This window comes from Flavobacteriales bacterium TMED191 (assembly GCA_002171975.2).
In the GTDB taxonomy this organism is placed as follows: Bacteria; Bacteroidota; Bacteroidia; order Flavobacteriales; family TMED113.
The window spans coordinates 1-22,272 of record NHIO02000003.1; the positions used below are offsets into that span (position 1 = coordinate 1).

The window sequence follows — 22,272 nt, forward strand, 5'->3', positions numbered from 1 at the left end:
ATGACATCAGAGTCGATAAATAATAAACTGATCGATGAAAAAGTTTTTAATTCATATATAGAAGGTTTAAACGATTCTGATATTAAATCTAAAATGGATTACTTGGACTTATTTAATACAAAATATTATAACAAAAAGTATTCTCCTTTTGAGCATCTATTAAATGCTTTACAAGATAAATGGGCATTAGAAACAGACGATGTTGATATGATAGTTATGCAGCATAAGTTTGAGTATTTAATTAATAATAAATCACAAAGTTTAATGCTTTCAATGGTTGTTAAAGGTGATGATAGTTATCATACAGCTATGGCAAAAACAGTTGGTTTACCAGTTTTCTTTGCTTGTGAATTGATTTTGCAAAATAAAATCAATTTAAAAGGAGTTAGAATACCAATTTATAAAGATATTTACAAGCCTATTCTTGAGAAATTATCTGGAGAAGGTATTGATTTTATAGAGAGCTAAGAGCTAGTTGTTTAGTTAGTATTTGGTAAAAAAGAATAATTTTTAGCGTAGTTCATCATCTGATTTGTAAAGTCTTCTGGATACGAAATTGACACGTCAATTATTTCATTGTTTTTATTTTTAATAAGTGAGTACTTAGGGTTTATAAAACCACCATATGGTGCGCTATTAAATTGTTTAGATCTTGCTAGAACCTCTTTATGAATATCTAAATCTACTTTTACACCATAATTTTCAACTAATGCTTTTCCAGCATTAAAATCTCCTTCAGATGTAATTCTTTGAATTTCTCTTAAAAGTTGACCAAAAATATTTTGTAGTTTTTCATAATCATTAATTACAAAGAAAGTTTTTGTGTGAGCAAGTGTGTCGCCAGATTTTTTACATATAGTTGGAGTCTGTTGTACATGTTTCTTAATTACATTGTCTTTTAATCCTTTTTTGTATGCCCAGGATGCTACTAGTTGTCTGTTTCTCATATGGTCTTGTTCAATGTTTTTACCAATATCAATCCTTCTCAATTGTAACATTAATCCATTTCTAATGTATGAATCATAGTCAGCCATTCCACATTCTAATGTATCCATCAATCCAATCTCTACTAATTTTGGATTCATCATATAATATAAAGCAACTAAATCTGCTCTTGCTTCTTCAAGAGTTGATTTGTAATTTTTTAGAGTTTCTTTAGGGTCTCCTATACCCTCATTAATTTGACCTGACGCATGTCCTACGACCTCATGAAGAAGTGTACCTAGTTTATCTGCAACTTCCCCATGCTTTCTTGTTCTTTCAACTTCATCTTTGGAAAAACAAAATTCTTCTAAAAATCCTGAACCTGTTGATGATTTATCATATGCATCAATAATATTAGCTAGACTTACTGACTTTGATCCTTTTTCTTTTCTAATCCAAGTATTATTAGGTAAATTAACTCCAATAGGAGTTGATGGAGATGCATCGCCTGATTCCATCGCTACATTAATAACTTTATAGCTTACACCAACTACATTCTCTTTTTTATGTTCTTCCATTATACTTGAGTTGTCTTCAAACCACTGTACATATTCATTAATCACTTCTGTTGTTTTTGAAGCTTCCATATCTTTAATTTGTACTATCGACTCATATGCTCCTTTTCTGCCTGCAGCATCGCCATAAACTTCAACAAAACCATTAATCCAGTCAATATCTGTTTTTGTATTTAGCCACTGAACACAGTAGTCGTCCCATTTATAAATATCTCCTGTTGTATAATAATCAATTAATAAGTCGTATGATTTTACTTGTTCCTCATTTTCCGCTACAGTTTTTGCTTTTTCAATCCAATATATCATTTTCTCTAATGCATCACCATACATTCCTCCAACTCTGTATGTATTTTCAAATAAATTCCCATCAGAATCTTTATCTAGTTTAGAATTTAAACCAAACTCAGGTTGTTTAAAGTAAGGAGTTGTTTGTTCGGATTTATTCTTTGTATAAAACAATTCAGCTTCTTGTGCTGTTATTGTTGATTCATAATAATTATTTGCTGAATTTAGAATGATGTCACCGTCTTTACTTACTCTTTTACTTTCATAACTTTTATCAAATATAATCTTGTCAATGAATCTTGCTAAATCCATTTTATCTTCATTTTTTAAAATTGGGAAAGCAAATTCTTGAGATGATTCTGTTTTAGTAATTAACTCATTAATAAAATATTCAGAACTAAATTCAGGTTGAAGTTTTGCACTTGAATAATGGTGATGGATTCCCCCTGAAAACCACATTCTTTTTGTATAAGTCATAAAATTTTCAAACTCCTCAGTATTTCTATCTCCAGTGTAGTTTGCTACAATTGTCTCCAATGTTCTACGGACTCTTAAATTGTGTTTATAGTTTTGATCAAATATAATATCTCTACCACTCAATGAAGCTTCTGATAGATAGTATATTAATTTTTTTTGTCTTAAATCTAGATTTTTAAATCCAGGGACTTTATATCTTATTAGTTTAAGATCAGCGAATTGTTCAGTTAAATATTTAAAGTCTGTATCACTTTTGATGTCGTCATTACTGTTGCATGAGATAATAAATGATAAAACAATCAGTAGTTTAATAAAATAAGTTATTTTCAAAATTGGATTTTTTTTTTTTAATAATTTACAGAATCAGTTTCTTTAGTCTTTGACCAATCACATGTACTTCCAGATTTTCCATCTGTTGAGTATGATCCATATTTTTTATCACACTTGTTATAATTTTTATTGCCAGCACATTGTCCTATCCAATTACCAATTAATAAGCCTAATGCAAGAAATGATACACATAATGCTATAACAGCATAACAGTTTTTTGAGCAATTTTTTTGTTCGGTGTTCATTATGTTAAATGATATGATTTAAGATGATAAATATAATCATTTAATAAACAACTTAAGATTGTTTAATATGAAAATTAATATTTCTTTCTTTTAGGTACTTAATAATGTAATTATAGCAATTTTCACTAGTACTTAATAACTCTGGGGGATAGACACCTTTTTTATTAAATAACTTATTGATTATTAAGTTAGCTCCTGCTGTACAAGTGTATCCAGTAGTTCGTGCCATAGAAGAAATTTGAGTTTTTTTGTCAAACTCATCATATAAGTCAATTTGAACATATTTCTTACTATTTTTCATAATAATTCGCATAACAGTAAATTCTTCTTCACCTTCTTCAAGTTTCCAGTCTTTTTTAAGTATGTCTGCAATTATGTCAATAGGTTTAAAATTTAGATCGTGAAGAGTTGTTGTTTCTGTGCTAAACAAACCTATGTCTTTTAATAGTTGTATGTTTTTTGCATGACCAGGATAACGAAGAGTTTTTTCCTTCATATATGGAACATGAGACATAGTTTTAAGCAAGGTTCTTAGACCATCAGTATTAAATGCTTCTAAATCTTCATTAGTATCAAATTGAATTATTTCTAGTTCTGTTAGTGGGTCTTTAGTAATTATTTTATGATTTTCAAATAATCTTGCAGGTCGAGTATACTCTTCAACTACATCAATGGGAGAGAAAGGTGCTTTGTATTGAAAGGGTAGTGTTTTTTTCTTTGGTAATCCACCAACGTAACACTCATAGGAATCAATTTTCATTAATTCATTGTAATGTCCAAATATTACATTTCCCAGTCCTGGAGCTACTCCCAAGTCAACTAAAACACTAACATTATTTTTTATCGCTAATTCATTTAGAGTTAGTGGATCTTCAGGAGAAAATGAAATATCTACAACGTTCTTTTTACACTCAATTATAGTTTGCAGTGTTTTATAACCCATAAATCCAGGTACAGCAGATATAATTAAATTATATGGTTGTAATGTGTTTTTTAATGTCACAGTAGACGAAATATCAACAAGAATGGTTTTGATATTTGTTCTTTTTTTGAGATTTTTTAAAGTTAATTCATCAATATCTGCAACAGTTACAGAGTAATTTTTTGATAAATCAAAAGCAATCGCACTTCCTACTTTTCCACCTCCTAAAACAAGTATCTTGATCATGAGTTTGGTTGTAAAATAATATTTTTTTGTACAAACTTAAAACTATAAAACATTATTAATGAATAAACAATATTTCCAGTTAACGTATTTAAAAAAAATGGAATTGCTAAGGTGAAGCATTCTAACAAGCCAATAATTGTTTTAGGATAAAATGATGAAGTTAAAAAAACCGCAAAATTAGTTATGATAAAAAATAATATACTTGCAATGAGGGACATATTAATCACTCTAAAAAAAGTTTGTTTTTTAGACAATATAAAACCTAGAGATACGATAATTATAAAACTTAAATATACAGACAGAACGGGTTGGTATCCTAATAAAAAATCTGATATTAAAAGAATTGTTGTTGGTAGTATAAATGCTAAACGCTTATCGTACAAAAATGTTCCAGAAAATAAAGCAATTGCTCCAATTGCTGTCATATTAGGAGGGTGAGGAATGATTCTAGTTAATACTCCTAATAATATAAAAAAAATGATTAGTAAATTATTTTTGTGCGTCATGAATTTTTTATTTAGTCAAAAATATAAAAAATATCCAATTGAAAATGTTTAGTTAGCTTAAATGATTTAGAAATTAATGTAAAAAGATATATTAATTATTGCTAACTTATTTATTTGTTCATTAGATAAGAATATTATTCATTATATTTATGATATCATTACTTTGTTTAAAATTTTTACTATGAAATATTTTTTTACTTTTTTTAGTATAATATTTTTTAATATTCATTTATTTGCTCAAGATAACGATATTGAAGGCTGTATGGATGTTGCAGCATTGAATTACAACGATAATAATAATATATCAAACCCTGATTTATGTGATTACCCAACAGATTGCTCTGATAATCAGCAATTAACTATGATTGATGTTTCTATAGGAAATTGGTCTAGTGAAATTACATGGGATATTATGAACATGGATGGTGATATAATTGCAAATAGTCCACCCTTAAATACTTTTTATGAAGATTATCAAATATATACAACATATGCTTGTATAAATGTTAATGAAACGTATTTTTTCAACTCATATGACTCATATGGTGATGGATGGAATGATAATGGGTCATTTCAGTTAAGTATTTGCAATGGAGGAGTGATTGTTGCTAATAATATTAATATTCCTGACTACGGTGTCGTTGAAGAGTTTACTATTTCATCTGAAAATTGTGATTTATATGGTTGTATGGATGATACTGCATGTAACTATGACGGAATGGCTCTTTTCCCTTCAGCTTGTATTTATCCACCAATCTACTATGATTGTACAGGAAATTGTATAAATGACATCAATGGGGATGGTATATGTGATGAATTAGATGTCTTTGGTTGTACAGATGAACAGGTTATTAATTTTGATGAATTTGCAACTTTTGATGATGGCTCTTGTCTTTATGATTTAAATTGTAATGGCAACGAGATTCAAATCGACATCATAATTTCCACAGATTCCTATCCATATGAAACTTCATTTACTTTAAATGATAATGAAGGAGTTGTATGGGCATCTGAAGATGAAATTTTTACTATTGATTATAGTGCATATCCTTTTCAGTATTGTTTACCAATTGATGGTTGTTATATTTTTACACTATATGATAGTTATGGGGATGGTATTTTTTCTGGAGGTGGCGTTCAAGTCTATTATGAAGAAAATTTAGTTCTTGATAATCCAAATTTTCAATATAATAGCTCTATTACCATGAATTGCCCTCCTGGTTATGATTGTAACACTGCTATAGATATAGACTTAGGTTCTTATCAAACAGGGAATAACGATTATTGGTATATTTTTACTGCTGACTTAAATGGGCAGTATGATATAAATACTTGTGAGTCTAATTGCAACACAGTGATTTATATTTATGATTACTGTACAGGATTAGTTGTTTCTGATTATAATGATGGAACTGTTTATTATAATGATGACTTATGTGGGTTACAGTCGCAAGTATTTCCACTTATGGAAGAAGGCGATAGTTATTATATTAGAATTAAAGGAGATTGTGAAAATATTGATTGGGAACTAAATTATATAGGTCCTGTTCAGGGTTGTACAGATAATACTGCATGCAACTTTAATCCTATTGCTGAATCTGATGATGGTTCTTGTATATATCCTGGAGATCCAGATTGTGTAAATGGGCCTGATCTTCTAGTTATGCCATTTTAATCTAGTATGTATTTACAAGCATATGAGAATGAGGATGGTTGCGCAATTGAAGAAGGTTGTCTTACAGGTTATGGGGATAGATCGATTATACGTTTTGATACATGGATTAAAAATGTTGGTAATGTAGATTATTTTATTGGATCTGTATCTGATAATGAGGAAACAAATCAGTTTGAATGGGATATGTGTCATAACCATTGGCATTATAAAGGTTATGCAGAATATGTTCTATTTGATTCTGATGGACAAATTATTCCTGTTGGATTTAAAAATGGCTTTTGTGTTATGGATTTAGAATGCAGTGGCGATGATGAACTAGGTGTTCCGGTAGGAAATTTTACATACGGTTGTAGTGTTATGGGTATTTCAGCTGGATGTGGAGATATTTATGGTTCAGGTCTTTCATGTCAATGGATTGACATTACAAATGTTCCAGATGGAGAATATACATTCGTAGTAAGAACTAACTGGGATCAAGATCCTGATGCTATGGGCAATATAGAATTAAGCTATGAGAATAATTGGGAACAAACTTGTATAGGTGTATTCACAAATACTGATGGAGTAAAAGATTTTTACATGGCCGTAGATATTGATGGAGATGGAATTGAAAATATTAATGATCCTGATATTGATGGAGATGGAATTATGAATGGTGTTGATGATGATTCAGATGGTGATGGAGTTATGGATGATGTTGATACTAACCCTTTTGGTCTTTCAGAATGCCCTGTTTATACAGATTGTAATGGAGAAGAATTTGGAAATGCTCAATATGATTGTAATGGAATTTGTGGTGGAGAATCACTTACTGGAGACATGAATTTAGATTTATTTTTAGATTCATATGATATGCAAAATTACGCATCCGAAATTATCGCAGATGATTGGAGTATAAATAGTTGTAATGATTTAGATTCTGATGGAGAGTTAACTGTTTCTGATATTGCTCTTCTTGTTAATTGTGTGGAAAATTTTGATGATGTAAACAGAGATAATCAATCCGAACCATGTAGTTTTGGTCTAGAGGTTACAAATCCAAATGACACAGTAACTTTGAGTATCGGTGGTATAAATTTATTAGAACAATACGTTGATATTCATATTTTAAATCCTAATAATGAAGTGTTAGGTTATCAGTTTAATATGGGTAATATAACTATTTCATCTGTTGAAAATCTAGTTGATGATTACGACATGGAACCAAGCTTCTCAACAGACGGAATGATTATAGGAGTTTCTTATTTAGATTCTCTAATAATGAAGAACTATGATCCAGCTCCATTATGTAGAGTATATTTCTCAAGTATTGGTGAAAATACATGCATCGAAGACATTATAGATGTTGTAAATCAAGATTATGAAAATGTAATTGCAATTAACAATACTGAATCTTGTGTTCAAAGTATTAGTACAGCAAGTTACTTAGGAACTAGTTTTGCTATCTATCCTAATCCTGCAGAAGATTTATTAGCTATTAAGTTAATATCTCAAGATGCGAGTAATGTTGATATATCTATTAAAAGTCTTTTAGGTCAAACATTATTGAAGAAACAATTTGTTGACAATAATTTATATCAAGAAATAGATGTTTCAAATTTATCTAACGGAATATATTTTGTAGAATTGCAAATTGACAAAATGATATTTACTAAAAGAATTATTATTGAATAAAAGATTTATGTTATGAAAAAAATATTTTCAATTTTATTAATCACCTGTTATTTTTCAATTGGACAAAATATATGTCCGTTTTCATATGACGGTACTGATAGTAATGCAACTATTGCTGTCACTCAAGAAAACAATGCTAATTTTATGATTACTGACGGTTCCAGTACTATTTTACTTTCTAATATAGAATGTCCAATTGAAATAGGGGTCGTAGCAGTTTATGATATGACTGGTATTTACGAAGCATTATGTGTTGGTTCTACTTCTTGGGTGAATTCTGGTAATTTTGCTATTGCTGCATGGAGTGATGACTCAACTACACCTGAACTTGATGGAATGACAACTGGTTCTGAATTTGCTTTTGCTCTTTGTATAGAAGGGTGTGAGGATACATTCTATTCTTCTTCTGTATCTATTGCAAATATGAGTGGGGGAGATAATACATTTATTCCAAATGGCATGTATTTATTAGATTCTGTTGTTTTTAATTGTTCATCCTCTGTTATTGATGATTTATCACAATCATGCTCGTCTATTGATATTACCGAAAATAAAACTAATAAGTCAATTGTCAAGACAGTAGATTTGTTAGGAAGAGATTTTGATCCTAGTATAAATCCAGGTGTTTATTTGGAAATATATGATGATAAGTCCATTTCTAAAGTCTGTAGATTCTAGATCTGAGCTATTTGATCTGAAACATATTTTCCAGAAAATAACTTTTCTTTCACTTCTTTAAACGCATTGATTGTTTTATTCACATCATCTTCAGTATGAACTGCAGTAGGTATTAATCTTAGCATGATTACCCCTTTAGGGACAACGGGATATGTGACTATTGAGCAAAATATACCATAGTTTTCTCTTAAATCAACGGTGAGATTTGTTGCTTCACCAACTCCACCTGATAAAAAAACAGGTGTAACACAACTCTCTGTATCGCCTAAATTAAAACCATTTTCTTTTAACCCAGTTTGTAACTTTTTAGTAATACTCCATAGGCTATCTTTTAAGGACAAGTCATTTCGCATAACTTCTAGCCGTTTGAGTGCACCTATTACAAGAGGCATAGGTAGGGATTTTGCAAAAATTTGTGATCTTATGTTATATCTTAAATACTCGATTACATCATTATTCGAACTTATAAAAGCGCCAATACTAGAAAAACTTTTAGCAAAAGTTCCAAATACAATATCAATTTTATTCTGAACTCCTAAATATTCACCTGTTCCAGTACCATTTTTACCCATAGTTCCAACACCATGTGCATCATCTACATATAATCGAAAGTTAAATTGATCTTTTAATGCACAAATTTCTTTTAACTTTCCTAAATCGCCAGCCATACCAAAAACTCCCTCTGTAATTACTAAGATTCCACCACCAGTTTCAGTAGTGATTTTTTCAGCTCTTTCAAGTTGTGTTTTTAGTTTTTCAATATTATTATGAGGAAACTGGTATCTTTTACCTAAATGAAGCCTAACTCCGTCTAGAATACATGCATGACACTCAGAGTCATAAACAATTACATCCTGTCTATCAACTAATGCATCAATTGAAGAGTGCATGCCTTGATAGCCAAAATTTAATAAAATAGTGTCCTCTTTTTGCATGAAGCTAGAAAGATTTTTTTCAAGCTTTTCATGGTAAGATGTGTTTCCAGACATCATTCTTGAACCCATTGGAGTTCCCATTCCCCATTGTTTAGCTGATTCTTTATCAACTTTTCTTATTTCTGGGTGATTTGATAGTCCTAAATAATTATTAATGCTCCAACAAATAACTTTTTTGTTATTAAAAGTCATTGTACTTGCAATTTCACCCTCTAGTTTTGGGAATGTAAAGTAACCATGAGCATCTTTAGCGTGTTGACCAAGAGGACCTCGATTTTTTTTGATTTTTTCAAATAAATCCATGAGATATGTGCTGTTAATAAAATGCAAAAATACGATTTTAATAATAATTGAGTTATTATTAATAATATTAAAAATATGTATACTATATTTGTAGTATGAAAATTTTTCCTTTTTTCATTTCGATTTTACTCTTATTTTCCTGTAGTCAGTATCGTGCTTATCAACAGGTTTTAAAAAGCACAGACCCTAATTTTCAATATACTCAGGCAGTATCTTATTTTAATAATGGTGATTATGCACGTTCATTGGAATTGTTTGAGAACCTTTTAACCATTTTTAAAGGCGATGAGCTTGCAGAGGATATTTACTACTATTATGTTTATGCTAATTTTAACATAAATGATTATATGTCTACAATTTATCATGCTGATAATTTTGTAACAAATTTTATATTATCTCCTAAAAAAGAAGAAATCGCGTATTTATCTGCATATTGTCATTACCTGGATACACCAAGATCTAGTCTTGATCAAAGTAACACTCAAAAAGCTTTAAATAAGTTAGAAATGTTTATTGTTAATTATCCAGAGAGTGATAGCTTGGAACGTGTAACTAGTTTAGTTTTAGATCTTAATAAAAAACTGGAAAAAAAGCATTTTGATAATGCTAGGTTATATTATGATACTGGAAAATATAAATCTGCTATTTTTGCAATTGATTTTTTTCTAAATGATTTTCCAGAAACTAATTATTTGGAAGAAATTAGTTTTACTCAATTACTGTCGTATTATGAGTTAGCTAAAAATAGTGTAGACGAAAAGAAGTTACAAAGAATAAAAGAAGCTATATTTGCATGTGATAATTTTATTATCGTATTTGCTGATGGAGTATATTACGATGAAGCAAAAAATATTTATAAAAAATTAAAAGATATTGAAAATGGATTATAAAAAAACAAATGCTGCAAGAACTACAATTTCTAGAGATATGGAAGAATTATCTCAAAATTTTGGTGGTAATGTTTATGAATTAATTTCAGTTCTAAAAAAAAGAGCTAGTCAAATAGGCGTTGAAATTAAGGAGGAACTTATCAGTAAATTAGATGAATTTGCAACTCCTTCGGATACATTAGAAGAAGTTTTTGAGAATCAAGAACAGACTGAAATATCAAGATTTTATGAAAGATTACCTAAACCAACATTAATTGCTATTCATGAAATGATGGAGGATGAAATTTATATGAGGGAAGAGGTTAAAAAAGAAGATGATATTCAATTAGATGACAGTGAACTAGCATTAGAAGATGAGGCAGAAGATGTTGATAATAAATCAGATTCGGATACTAAATAAGAATTTCATTATTTAACTTATTAATTATCTTTATAATTTAATTGGTCTTATGCAAAAAGATACTACACAATCATATTTTTTTGGAAAAAATATTTTGATTGGTATTTCTGGTAGTATTGCTGCCTACAAGGTGCCTGACTTAGTTAGATTATTTATTAAAAGTGGTGCAAATGTTAAGGTTGTTCTAACCAAAGATGCAATTAATTTTGTCACTCCAATAACTCTTTCTACAGTTTCAAAAAACGACGTTATTTATGATTTTGTAGACAAAAAATCTAAAAGTTGGAATAACCATGTTGAATTAGGTCTTTGGGCTGATGTTTTTTTAATTGCTCCAGCAACTGCAAATACATTAGCAAAGATGGCTTCTGGTATGTGCGATAATATTTTACTTGCAACATATCTTTCATCTAAATGTATTATGTTTTGTGCTCCAGCAATGGATAGAGATATGTATCTGCATGGATCTACTTTAAAAAATCTACAAATTTTAAAAAATAGAGGAGTTAATATAATAGATGCTGAGTCGGGTGAATTAGCTAGTGGTTTATACGGTCTTGGTAGAATGTGTGATATTGAAAATATTATTTTGATTATAGGCAACTACCTAAATAAGACATTGCCACTAAGTGGAAAGAAAGTGCTAATAACTGCAGGCCCAACATATGAAAAAATAGATCCTGTGAGATTTATTGGTAACTTTTCATCTGGTAAAATGGGTTGTGAATTAGCCTTAAGGGCAGCTATGTTAGGTGCAAATGTATGTTTAGTGATTGGACCTTCTTACCAAACAGTTAATCATCCATTAATTCGTCGGATTAATATTGAAAATGCTCAACAAATGTTTGATGCCTGTGAAGATGAATTTAACTTTTGTGATATTGCTATATTTTCAGCTGCTGTCTCTGATTTTAAACCAAAAAAAACTTACACTACTAAGATTAAGGAAAAACTAAAATTAGTTTCATTAGAATCTAGTATTGATGTTTTAAAAACTTTATCTACAAAAAAGAAAGGACAATTTATTGTAGGTTTTGCACTAGAAACCCATAATGAAACACAAAATGCATTTAAAAAAATGAAAGATAAAAATATGGATATGATTGTCTTGAACTCTCTTAACGATGCTGGAGCTGGTTTTGGTCATGAAACAAATAAAATTAAAATCATTGATTGTAAGCAAAATATTAATGACTTTCCATTAATGAGTAAAGAAGCTGTTGCTGCATCTATATTTGATGAAATAATAATTAATCAAATATCGTTATCTAATGTAAAGGATATTATTAAATGAGATTTTTGTTTATATTTTTTTTACTTTCCCAAACTCTATTTTCTCAGGAGTTAAATTGCCGTATTAATATTAATTATTCTGCTATCCCTAGTCCAAATAAAGAAATGTTTAACTCAATGCGTCAAAGTATATATGAATTTATAAATAACACAAACTGGACGAATGATCTGTTTGAGAATGAAGAACGTATAGAGTGTACAATATTAATTCGTATAGATCAACAATTATCAACTGATGAATTTTCTGGATCAATTGCCGTTCAATCATCACGACCAATATTTAAAACATTATATAATAGTGCTTTATTAAATATTATTGATGATCAGTTTAGATTTAAGTATGTTGAATTTGAAACTTTGGAATTTAATGAAAACACACATCTTTCTAATTTAACATCTATTTTAGCTTATTATGCTTATTTAATTATTGGCATGGACTATGACACATTTTCCTTAAAGGGTGGAGATAAGTATTTCTTAAAAGCTCAGAAGATTATTGCAAATGCTCAAAATGATAATAATGCTACTGGATGGAAATCTTTTGAAGGCCTTGATAATAGATATTGGTTAATCGAAAATTTATTAAGTCCAGATTTTGAAAAGGTTAGATATTTTTACTACAATTATCATTTTGATGGACTTGATAATTTTACCGAAAAACCTGATATGGTAAGAGAGTCTATCGCTCAATCTATTATATCCCTTAGAGATGCATGGAATCAGAGACAAAGAGGTTATTTATTTACAATTCTTTTTGACACAAAAACTGATGAGATTGTTAATATATTTTCTGAAGGTAATTTAATGCAAGCTGATGAATTAGTTAACTTATTAAATCAAATGCAACCAACTAAATCTGATAAATGGCAAAAGATATTAAGTAATGATTAAATTATTATAATGTTATCTAAACTTGTTATAACTAATTATGCCATTATTGATTATCTTGAGATTAAATTTTCTAACGGCTTTACTACAGTTTCGGGAGAGACGGGCTCAGGAAAATCAATTATCTTATCTGCAATTAATCTATTACTAGGCAATAAATTTAACTTAACAAATATTAGAGACAAATCTACTAAAGTAATAATTGAAGGAGTTTTTAATATTGATAAATTAGGTATTCAACAATTTTTTAAGAATAATGATATTGACTATGAAAATGAATTAATTATTAGGAGAGAATTTAATTTTGAAGGAAAATCTAGGTCATTTGTTAATGATAGTCCTGTTAAAATTAAAATTTTAAAAAATCTCAGCTACCATCTTATAGATATTCATTCTCAACATGAAAACTTATTGATTAATAGAGAAAATTATCAAATTAAATTACTAGATCAATTTGCTTCTAAGAACTATGATGATTTCACTTCCTTATTGACAAATTACAATTTGTTATTTCAGAAATTAAAAAATTATAAGACAAGTCTTTTTGAGAAAAATAAGTTATTATTAGATAGTAATTACGACTTTGATTTTTATAAAAATCTTATTAAAGAAGTTGAATTATTAAATTTTAAAGATTCTGAAGATGAGGTACTGTATTCAGAATATAATAAGCTTAATAATATTAATACTATTAAAGCAACTGTTAGCGAATTAATTTCTCACATCGATGAGTCAGAAAACTCTGTAATTAATAAATTAAATCTTCTTAATTCAAAACTATCAAGCATCTCTTCCTATGATGATAAGCTAGTTAAGCTTTATAATAGATTAAAGGGGACTATTATTGATATTGATGACATATTAATGGAGATACATACATTTAATCAAAATTTAAGCTTTGATGATTCAAGGTTGGAATACATTCAGAACAGGATAAATTCAATTAATAGTTTAGAAAAAAAAATGAATGTTATTGGAGTTAATGGTATCATAACCAAAATTAATAAGATGAAATTGGACTTGCAGGAAATGTTAAATGTTACACAAGACATTGAAACTATTAAAGAGAAAATTAATAGTTTAAATTTTGATTTAAGAAGTTTTGCTAATGGTATAAGTTTACTTAGAAAAAAAAGTGCTATTGATCTTGCTAGAATTATTGAAAATGATTTATATGATTTAGGAATGTCCGATCCCGTCTTATCATTTAATTTTGATCAAAACTCTGAATTACTGCCTAATGGATATGATGTAATTACGTTATTATTTTCAGCAAATAAGGGTTATGATATGATGCCCATAAATAAAATTGCATCTGGAGGAGAGATTGCAAGGTTAATGCTGTGTGTTAAAAAACATTTATTTGGTATGCTTGATTTTTCTACAATAATTTTTGATGAAATTGATGCTGGTGTTTCAGGTGAAATAGGTAGAAAGATGGGGCGTATCTTAAAAAAAATATCTTCCAGAGGACAAGTTGTTTGTGTAACCCACTTGCCTCAAATTGCTTCATTGGGTGATTTACACTATAAGGTTTATAAAAAGGATATTGGAGACAGCTTAATAACTAATGTTGTTGAATTAAAAGATGAAGATAGAGTTATGGAATTAGCTAGAATGTTAAGTGGAGATCAAGTAAATGAAGAAGCTGTTGCTAATGCAAAAAAAATGCTTGATATTTGATATAAAAAGATAAACTTATGTCTCATAATTTATTAGTAGGTAAAAAAGGAATTATTTTTGGTGCACTTGATTCATCATCAATTGCATGGAAAGTTGCTACACAATGTATTGAAAACGGTGCTGAAATTATTTTATCTAATGCTCCCATTGCATTAAGAATGGGCTCTATTGGTGAGTTAGCTAAAATTTGTAATTCAAAGGTGATTTCTGCCGATGCAACCTCTGTAAGTGATTTAGAAAGTCTATTTAGCGCCGCTAAAAAAGAATTTAATGGTAAAATTGATTTTGTTCTTCACTCTATAGGTATGTCGTTAAATGTTAGAAAAAAAAGACATTATACTGATCTTAATTATGACTTTCTAATGAAGGGTTTAGATGTGTCTGCTGTTTCATTTCATAAAATGTTACAAGTTGCTTATAAATTAAATATTATGAATGAATATGGTTCTATTCTAGCTCTTTCATATATTGCTGCTCAGAGAACGTTTCCTGATTATAATGATATGGCTGATAATAAGTCTTATTTGGAATCTATTGCAAGAAGTTTTGGTTATCATTATGGAAAACGTAATAGAGTTAGAGTTAATACAATATCACAATCTCCAACTTTTACAACTGCTGGAAAAGGTGTAGCTGGCTTTGATGCATTTTTTGACTACGCAAATAAAATATCTCCTATGGGAAATGCGAGTTCTGATGATTGTGCAAAGTATTGCGTTAGTTTATTTTCTGATTACACAAGAATGGTCACGATGCAAAACTTATTTCATGATGGTGGTTTTTCAAATACCGGTGTGTCACAGGATATAATTGAAATATTAAAAAAGTAATTATCATTTAATTACAATGTCACCTTTTTTAACATCTAAAGATATATTATCACCTTCCTTAATTTTATTGTTAATAATGCCTTCTGCAATTATATCTTCAATATATTTTTGAATAACTCTTTTTAATGGTCTAGCACCAAACTTTTCATCATATCCTTTTTCAAGTATAAATTTTTGGACTTTTTTGGAAACTTTGATAGTGTAATTCAAGTCTTTTATTCTTTGAGTAACTTTTGCTAATTCTATATCAATTATTTGTAAAATATCTGATTCATTTAAATGGTTAAACAAGATTACATCATCTAGTCTATTTAAAAATTCAGGAGCAAATGCTCTTTTTAATGAAGCATCAATAAAACTTTTAGATTGGTTGCCAATATTTTCTTTCCTTGCAGTTGTACTAAATCCAGGACCTTTCCCTACATCTTTTAATTTACGAGTCCCTATATTTGATGTCATAATTATAATCGTATTTTTAAAGTCTACTTTTCTGCCTAGTCCATCAGTCATAATTCCATCATCCATGACCTGTAATAATAGATTAAAAACATCAGGGTGAGCTTTTTCTATCTCATCTAGTAGTATAATTGAATAGGGTTTTCTTCGAACTTTTTCAGTTAGCTGACCTCCTTCTTCATAACCTACATAGCCAGGAGGGGCACCCACTAATCTCGATACAGAAAACTTCTCCATGTACTCACTCATGTCCATTCTAATTAAATTATTTTGAGAATCAAATAAGTAATTAGCTAATTCTTTTGCTAATTGAGTTTTTCCAACACCAGTTGGTCCTAAGAAAATGAATGAACCAATAGGTTTGCTAGGGTCTTTTAAGCCTGCTCGATTTCTTTGTATAGCTTTTACAATTTTACTAACAGCTTCATCTTGGCCAATAATTAATTTTTTTAAATCTGATGACATACCAGAAAGCCTTAAGCTTTCTGTTTGCGCAATTCTCTGAACAGGAATTCCACACATCATAGAAATAACTTCTGAAACATTATCTTCGTTTACTAATTGTCTGTTTTTTTTAATATGTTCTTCCCATTTAATCTGTTCTTCAATTAAGATATTTTCAGTTTCTTTTTCATTATCTCTTAATTTTGCAGCTTCTTCATATTTTTGTTTTTTAACTACTCTCTTTTTTTCATTTTTAATTGCTTGTAGTTTTTCCTCTAAGTCAAGAATGTTTTTTGGTACATTAATATTGGTTATATGTACTCTTGATCCTGCTTCATCTAACGCATCTATAGCCTTATCGGGTAAATATCTATCACTGATATACCTGTGTGTTAATGTAACACAGGCTTCAATTGCTGATTCAGAATAGTTAACATTATGATGATCTTCATATCGTTCTTTAATATTATTCAGAATTTGTATTGTTTCTTTCGGTGTTGTAGGTTCAATTATAACTTTTTGAAATCTTCTTTCCAGTGCACCATCTTTTTCTATATTTTGTCTATACTCATCAAGAGTGGTGGCTCCAATACATTGAAGATCACCTCTTGCCAATGCTGGTTTAAACATATTTGAAGCATCAAGAGAACCTGTAGATCCTCCCGCACCAACTATTGTGTGTATTTCATCAATAAATAGAATTATGTCGCCGTTTTTTTCTAGCTCATTCATTACAGCTTTCATCCTTTCTTCAAATTGTCCTCTATATTTAGTTCCTGCTACTAATGAGGCTATATCTAATGCAATAACTCTTTTGTTAAATAATACTCTTGATACCTTTTTTTCAAATATTCGTGATGCTAATCCCTCAGCAATTGCTGATTTACCTACGCCTGGTTCTCCTATGAGTAGAGGATTGTTTTTCTTTCTTCTTGATAGAATTTGTGACACTCTTTCGATTTCATTTTTTCTACCAATTACAGGATCTAATTTTCCATCTTCTGCATATTTTGTTAAATCACGACCAAAGTTATCTAATACAGGGGTGTTAGATTTTGTTTTTTTGGAATGAGTAGGTCTTTTACTTATGAATTGTGTGTCATCTTCGTCTGATATAGATGATTTTATTTCATTTGCTTTTTTAGTTTCTGATTCTTTTTTTTCAGAATAATTATCTGCTTCAATTTCATTAATAAATGCTTCTTTAACTCTTTCATAAGTAATATTGTAATTATTAAGAAATTTGGTGGTACTGTCTGCACTATTTCTTAGTATACACAAGAGTAAATGAGTTGTTCCAATCATTGATGAGTTAAATACCCTTGCCTCTAAAAAGGTGGTTTTTAATGCCTTTTCCGCTTCTTTTTTTAATTGAATTTGTTCTTTATTAGTATTAATTGTAATTGTTGATTTACTTGTAGCAAAATCTTCAATATCATCTTTTAAATTAGATATTTCAATTCCAAGTGATAATAGAATATTAATGGCTCCAGCGTTTTTTAACTTAATTATACCTAAGATAAAATGCTCAGTTCCAATATAATTATTTGATAATCTAATTGCTTCATCTCGACTAAAACCAATTACATCTTTAATGTTAGTTGAAAAATTATCATCCATTTTTTAAAATAAAAAATTAATCTATATCATAAATATATATTATTTTATTTATTCACATTTTATATGTGTATTATTTTTAAGAAAAAGTTTGTTATTTATGTGCGAGATTTTATATAATAACATTATCTTGTTGTAAGAAAAATATACTATTATTATTTATGTCTGAAAGAGAGAAAATTATTCAAATTAATATAGAGGATGAAATGAAATCCTCATACATAGATTACTCAATGAGTGTTATTGTTTCACGTGCATTACCTGATGTTCGTGACGGGTTTAAACCTGTTCATCGTAGAGTTCTTTTTGGAATGTATGAACTTGGTGTACGTGCTAATAGTTCCTACAAGAAGTCAGCAAGAATTGTTGGTGAAGTTCTTGGTAAATATCATCCCCATGGAGACACTTCAGTATATGATTCTATGGTTAGAATGGCTCAAGAATGGTCTCTTCGTTATCAACTAGTTGATGGTCAAGGAAATTTTGGCTCAATTGATGGAGATAGCCCTGCTGCAATGAGGTATACTGAAGCCAGATTAAGAAAAGTAAGTGAAGAAATGTTATCAGATTTAGATAAGGAGACTGTTGATTTTCAACTCAATTTTGATGATACCTTAAAGGAACCTACTGTTTTACCAACTAGAATACCTAATCTACTTATTAATGGTGCATCTGGAATTGCTGTAGGTATGGCTACTAATATGCCTCCACATAATTTAACTGAAGTTATTGATGGTGTTTGTGCAATTATTGACAATCCTGATTTGAGTATATCAGAATTAATACAATATATTAAGGCTCCAGATTTTCCAACAGGTGGATTAATTTATGGTTACTCTGGAGTTAAAGATGCACTTGAAACAGGTAGAGGAAGAGTTGTTATGAGAGCAAAGGTGTCATTTGAAGAAAATAATGGCAAAGATTTTATTATTGTATCCGAACTTCCATACCAAGTTAATAAGGCTGATATGATAGCTAAAACAGCAGAGCTAGTTAATTCAAAAAAGATCGAAGGTATTTCTGATATTAGAGATGAGTCTGATAGAAATGGAATGAGAATTGTTTATATATTGAAAAGAGATGCAATTCCTAATATTGTTTTAAATCAACTTTATAAGTACACACAATTACAAACGTCATTTAGTGTCAACAATATTGCTTTAGTCAATGGCAGGCCGATGTTGTTAAATGTAAAACAATTAGTTAGTTACTTTATTGATCATAGGCATGATGTTGTTGTAAGAAGAGCGAATTATGAATTGAAACAAGCTGAAAAGAGGGCACATATTTTAGAGGGGCTTTTAATAGCCTTAGAAAATTTAGATGCAGTTATTTCATTAATAAGATCTTCTAAAAATCCAGAAGATGCCAAACAAGGTCTAATGTTAAAATTTGAATTGTCTGATACTCAAAGTAAAGCAATCCTAGACCTAAGATTACAAAAACTAACTGCTTTAGAAGTCAATAAATTAAAAGATGAACATGCAGAATTAATGAAAACAATTCAATCTTTAAAAGATTTATTATCTGATAAAGCACTACGAATGTCTCTTATAAAAGATGAATTAGTTGAAGTAAAAGAAAAATATGGTGATGTTCGTAGAACTGAGATTAACTATGCTGGTGGAGATTTAACTATAGAGGATATGATACCTGATGAAAAGGTAGTTATTACTATTTCTCACTTAGGTTACGTAAAAAGAACACCATTATCAGAATATCGTATTCAACATAGGGGAGGAGTTGGTCATAGAGGTGTTACAACAAGGGACAATGATTTTATTGAACATATTTTTGTGGCGACCAATCATAATTATATGTTATTCTTTACACAGGCTGGAAAATGCTTTTGGATGCGTGTGTATGAAATACCTGAAGGAGGAAAAACATCTAAAGGTCGCGCAATACAGAATTTAATTAATCTGCCTTCTGATGATAAAGTTATGGCATATTTAAATGTAAAAGATTTAAAGGATCAAGAATATTTAGATAATCATTATGTTGTTATGTGTACTAAAAATGGTGTTATTAAAAAAACATCATTAGAAGCTTATTCAAGGCCTCGTCAGAACGGAATTAATGCAATTGGTATAAGAGAAGGTGATAGTTTGTTAGAAGCTAAATTAACTGATGGAAAAAGTGATATAATGATTGCAGCCAGCTCAGGTAAAGCTATTCGTTTTCCAGAGTCTAAAGTACGTGCAATGGGTAGAGGTGCATCTGGAGTTAGAGGAATAACATTATCAGGTCAAAACAATTTTGTAATTGGTATGATATGTGTTAATAATTTTGATTCTCATGTATTAGTAGTTTCAGAAAATGGTTATGGTAAGCGATCTGATATTGATTCCTATCGCCAAACAAACCGAGGAGGTAAGGGTGTTAAAACTATTAGTATTACTTCTAAGACTGGAAATCTCATTGCAATTAAAAATGTAATAGACTCTGATGGTTTAATGATTATAAATAAAAGTGGTGTTATGATTAGAATGAATATTGATTCTATGCGAGTTATGGGACGAGCGACTCAAGGCGTAAAACTGATTAACCTTAAAGAAAATGATCATATTTCATCTGTTGCTAAAGTTGAAATAGATGATTCTGAAGAAACTGGCTTAGCAGATGACAATCAGCAAGATGACAATCAACAAGATGACAATCAGCAAGATGACAATCAACAAGATGACAATCAACAAGATGACAATCAACAAGATGACAATCAGTAAAATGGTAACTAAACATTATAATTTCAATATTTAAAAAAATACATGATGAAAAAAATAATTTATTTATTTGCAATCTTTTTGTTTTTTGATGTTACTGCTCAAAAAATGGAAATTACAAGTGCAGTTATTGCTCTGGATAATCATAAGGATTTGGAAGCAGCCCAAAAATGGATTGATATTGCAACAGATAAAATAAATAAAGGCGGTGTTTTAAAGCCTAAAGTTTTATCAAAATATAATCATTATCAAGGTCTTATATATTTGAAAAAGTTTCAAGCGGATGTTAATAGTGAATTAAGTTTTGATTATTTAGAAACTGCAACTAATGCATTTTTAAAAGATGCAATAGCAGAAGCATCATTCTCTAAAAAGTCAAATGCTCAATTACCGGTTTGTGCATATTTATATCAAGAAGGAGCATATAAAGATTATGAATCAAAGGATTTTAAATCAGCTTTAAATAAATTCAAATCAACTATATCAATAAACTCATCATCGGCAATTCAAAAAATTGATACTTTTAACATGTATAATGCGTCTCTTATGGCTTTTCAGTCAGGTGATTACAATGAATCAGTAAAGTGGTCAAATAAATTGATTGATCTTGACTCAAAAGATGTTAGGTTTCATATAAGACTAATAGACGCTTATGATGAAATAGGTAGTCTTGATTTACAATTAGAAGCAATTAAAAATGCTAGAAAATGTATTCCTCAATCAAAGGAAATTATTTTTTCAGAAGTTAATTATTATTTAGCAACAGGTGATAGTAAATTATTGCTTGAGAGTTTAGATAATGCAGTTAAGTCTGATTCACTAAATCCAATTCTCCATTTAGTTCTAGGAAATACATATAATCAACTTGGAGATTTTGAAAAATCAAAAGATTCGTTTGAAAAGGCTATTTTTATTGATTCTACTTATTTTGATGCCTATAATAATTTAGCTGGTTTATATCTTGATAAAACAATTGATTTAATTGACAAAAAGAATGCTTTAAGTTTTAAGCAAAATAAACTTGATGCAAGTTATAAAAGGCAAATTGATAATTTGTATAATCAAGCATTACCTCATCTCGAGTCATGTTTACAGCTTGATCCTACTAATATTTCAATCATAAGAGTGTTAAAGGAAATTTATTACAAATTAGATAATTCTAAAAAAAGTATTGAAATGAAAAAACTTGAAGATTCTTTAGCTGATTAATTATCTAGTAATTTTGAGTATTTAAAATTTACTTAAAGTTTTTTCAATTTTTGAAGAAATTGAA

General features: G+C 29.2%; 18 protein-coding genes. 12 read left to right on the top strand and 6 right to left on the bottom strand.

Annotation, left to right across the window (positions count from 1 at the left end; all coding sequences use genetic code 11):
- Positions 1–468 (top strand): hypothetical protein, encoded by a 468-nt coding sequence (locus CBD51_000130; GenBank protein ID RPG60821.1) that lies wholly within the window; start codon positions 1–3, stop codon positions 466–468.
- 11 nt (positions 469–479) lie between these two features.
- Here the strand turns inward: CBD51_000130 and CBD51_000135 are convergent, their stop codons facing one another.
- Genes CBD51_000135 through CBD51_000150 form a run of 4 tightly spaced genes read right to left on the bottom strand, consistent with a single transcriptional unit; the run spans position 480 to position 4,510 of the window.
- A complete protein-coding gene (locus CBD51_000135) occupies positions 480–2,591 on the bottom strand; it encodes a dihydrofolate reductase (protein ID RPG60822.1) in 2,112 nt (703 codons plus the stop codon).
- Positions 2,592–2,608: 17 nt separating this feature from the next.
- Positions 2,609–2,836, bottom strand: a complete 228-nt coding sequence (locus CBD51_000140; protein RPG60823.1) for a hypothetical protein — start codon at positions 2,834–2,836, stop codon at positions 2,609–2,611.
- A 52-nt stretch (positions 2,837–2,888) separates the two neighbouring features.
- The gene (locus CBD51_000145) at positions 2,889–4,004 is read right to left on the bottom strand and encodes a saccharopine dehydrogenase (protein RPG60824.1); all 1,116 of its coding nucleotides are present in this window, start codon (positions 4,002–4,004) and stop codon (positions 2,889–2,891) included.
- Positions 4,001–4,510, bottom strand: coding sequence for a hypothetical protein (locus CBD51_000150; GenBank protein RPG60825.1), 510 nt, complete (start codon positions 4,508–4,510; stop codon positions 4,001–4,003). Before CBD51_000150 ends, CBD51_000145 begins: the two co-directional genes overlap by 4 nt.
- A gap of 181 nt (positions 4,511–4,691) precedes the next feature.
- On the opposite strand from CBD51_000150, the gene CBD51_000155 reads away from it, so the two are divergent.
- Genes CBD51_000155 through CBD51_000165 form a run of 3 tightly spaced genes read left to right on the top strand, consistent with a single transcriptional unit; the run spans position 4,692 to position 8,537 of the window.
- On the top strand, positions 4,692–6,185 hold the full coding sequence (locus tag CBD51_000155; GenBank protein RPG60826.1) for a hypothetical protein: 1,494 nt from the start codon (positions 4,692–4,694) through the stop codon (positions 6,183–6,185).
- Between the two features lie 6 nt (positions 6,186–6,191).
- Complete coding sequence (locus tag CBD51_000160; protein ID RPG60827.1) at positions 6,192–7,859, top strand: T9SS C-terminal target domain-containing protein; 1,668 nt, start codon at positions 6,192–6,194, stop codon at positions 7,857–7,859.
- Between the two features lie 12 nt (positions 7,860–7,871).
- On the top strand, positions 7,872–8,537 hold the full coding sequence (locus tag CBD51_000165) for a hypothetical protein (GenBank protein ID RPG60828.1): 666 nt from the start codon (positions 7,872–7,874) through the stop codon (positions 8,535–8,537).
- On the opposite strand, the gene CBD51_000170 is transcribed toward CBD51_000165, so the two are convergent.
- Positions 8,534–9,775 (bottom strand): pyridoxal phosphate-dependent aminotransferase family protein, encoded by a 1,242-nt coding sequence (locus tag CBD51_000170; protein ID RPG60838.1) that lies wholly within the window; start codon positions 9,773–9,775, stop codon positions 8,534–8,536. The genes CBD51_000165 and CBD51_000170 overlap by 4 nt on opposite strands.
- Positions 9,776–9,870: 95 nt before the next feature.
- On the opposite strand from CBD51_000170, the gene bamD reads away from it, so the two are divergent.
- The 6 genes from bamD to CBD51_000200 are packed head-to-tail and all read left to right on the top strand — an operon-like array spanning position 9,871 to position 15,759.
- Complete coding sequence (gene bamD / locus CBD51_000175; protein ID RPG60829.1) at positions 9,871–10,665, top strand: outer membrane protein assembly factor BamD; 795 nt, start codon at positions 9,871–9,873, stop codon at positions 10,663–10,665.
- Positions 10,655–11,065: an RNA polymerase Rpb6 gene (locus tag CBD51_000180; protein ID RPG60830.1), complete on the top strand. Its 411-nt coding sequence runs from the start codon at positions 10,655–10,657 to the stop codon at positions 11,063–11,065. Before bamD ends, CBD51_000180 begins: the two co-directional genes overlap by 11 nt.
- A 49-nt stretch (positions 11,066–11,114) precedes the next feature.
- A complete protein-coding gene (coaBC, locus tag CBD51_000185) occupies positions 11,115–12,359 on the top strand; it encodes a bifunctional phosphopantothenoylcysteine decarboxylase/phosphopantothenate--cysteine ligase CoaBC (protein ID RPG60831.1) in 1,245 nt (414 codons plus the stop codon).
- On the top strand, positions 12,356–13,249 hold the full coding sequence (locus CBD51_000190) for a DUF4835 family protein (protein RPG60832.1): 894 nt from the start codon (positions 12,356–12,358) through the stop codon (positions 13,247–13,249). The genes coaBC and CBD51_000190 overlap by 4 nt, the downstream gene beginning before the upstream one ends.
- Positions 13,250–13,258: 9 nt before the next feature.
- Positions 13,259–14,929, top strand: a complete 1,671-nt coding sequence (gene recN / locus CBD51_000195; GenBank protein ID RPG60833.1) for a DNA repair protein RecN — start codon at positions 13,259–13,261, stop codon at positions 14,927–14,929.
- A 17-nt stretch (positions 14,930–14,946) separates the two neighbouring features.
- Entirely contained in the window at positions 14,947–15,759 is an 813-nt protein-coding gene (locus tag CBD51_000200) for an SDR family oxidoreductase (protein ID RPG60834.1), read from the top strand.
- A 3-nt stretch (positions 15,760–15,762) separates the two neighbouring features.
- Here CBD51_000200 and CBD51_000205 read toward each other — a convergent pair whose 3' ends face one another.
- Positions 15,763–18,279 (bottom strand): ATP-dependent Clp protease ATP-binding subunit, encoded by a 2,517-nt coding sequence (locus CBD51_000205; protein RPG60835.1) that lies wholly within the window; start codon positions 18,277–18,279, stop codon positions 15,763–15,765.
- A gap of 158 nt (positions 18,280–18,437) precedes the next feature.
- Here CBD51_000205 and gyrA point away from each other — a divergent pair, with 158 nt between their 5' ends.
- Both gyrA and CBD51_000215 read left to right on the top strand, forming a co-directional pair.
- Entirely contained in the window at positions 18,438–21,002 is a 2,565-nt protein-coding gene (gyrA, locus tag CBD51_000210) for a DNA gyrase subunit A (GenBank protein ID RPG60836.1), read from the top strand.
- Positions 21,003–21,044: 42 nt separating this feature from the next.
- Positions 21,045–22,208, top strand: coding sequence for a hypothetical protein (locus tag CBD51_000215; GenBank protein ID RPG60837.1), 1,164 nt, complete (start codon positions 21,045–21,047; stop codon positions 22,206–22,208).
- Positions 22,209–22,272 lie beyond the last annotated feature (64 nt).

What these genes read in the sequence shown, in the direction of transcription:
- CBD51_000160 (RPG60827.1), top strand. Translation starts at nt 6,192, where the DNA reads ATGTATTTACAAGCATATGAGAATGAGGATGGTTGCGCAATTGAAGAA.
- CBD51_000215 (RPG60837.1), top strand. Translation starts at nt 21,045, where the DNA reads ATGATGAAAAAAATAATTTATTTATTTGCAATCTTTTTGTTTTTTGAT.
- CBD51_000145 (RPG60824.1), bottom strand. Translation starts at nt 4,004, where the DNA reads ATGATCAAGATACTTGTTTTAGGAGGTGGAAAAGTAGGAAGTGCGATT.
- CBD51_000165 (RPG60828.1), top strand. Translation starts at nt 7,872, where the DNA reads ATGAAAAAAATATTTTCAATTTTATTAATCACCTGTTATTTTTCAATT.
- CBD51_000130 (RPG60821.1), top strand. Translation starts at nt 1, where the DNA reads ATGACATCAGAGTCGATAAATAATAAACTGATCGATGAAAAAGTTTTT.
- coaBC (RPG60831.1), top strand. Translation starts at nt 11,115, where the DNA reads ATGCAAAAAGATACTACACAATCATATTTTTTTGGAAAAAATATTTTG.
- gyrA (RPG60836.1), top strand. Translation starts at nt 18,438, where the DNA reads ATGTCTGAAAGAGAGAAAATTATTCAAATTAATATAGAGGATGAAATG.
- recN (RPG60833.1), top strand. Translation starts at nt 13,259, where the DNA reads ATGTTATCTAAACTTGTTATAACTAATTATGCCATTATTGATTATCTT.
- CBD51_000155 (RPG60826.1), top strand. Translation starts at nt 4,692, where the DNA reads ATGAAATATTTTTTTACTTTTTTTAGTATAATATTTTTTAATATTCAT.
- CBD51_000150 (RPG60825.1), bottom strand. Translation starts at nt 4,510, where the DNA reads ATGACGCACAAAAATAATTTACTAATCATTTTTTTTATATTATTAGGA.
- CBD51_000190 (RPG60832.1), top strand. Translation starts at nt 12,356, where the DNA reads ATGAGATTTTTGTTTATATTTTTTTTACTTTCCCAAACTCTATTTTCT.
- CBD51_000170 (RPG60838.1), bottom strand. Translation starts at nt 9,775, where the DNA reads ATGGATTTATTTGAAAAAATCAAAAAAAATCGAGGTCCTCTTGGTCAA.
- CBD51_000200 (RPG60834.1), top strand. Translation starts at nt 14,947, where the DNA reads ATGTCTCATAATTTATTAGTAGGTAAAAAAGGAATTATTTTTGGTGCA.
- bamD (RPG60829.1), top strand. Translation starts at nt 9,871, where the DNA reads ATGAAAATTTTTCCTTTTTTCATTTCGATTTTACTCTTATTTTCCTGT.
- CBD51_000140 (RPG60823.1), bottom strand. Translation starts at nt 2,836, where the DNA reads ATGAACACCGAACAAAAAAATTGCTCAAAAAACTGTTATGCTGTTATA.
- CBD51_000180 (RPG60830.1), top strand. Translation starts at nt 10,655, where the DNA reads ATGGATTATAAAAAAACAAATGCTGCAAGAACTACAATTTCTAGAGAT.
- CBD51_000205 (RPG60835.1), bottom strand. Translation starts at nt 18,279, where the DNA reads ATGGATGATAATTTTTCAACTAACATTAAAGATGTAATTGGTTTTAGT.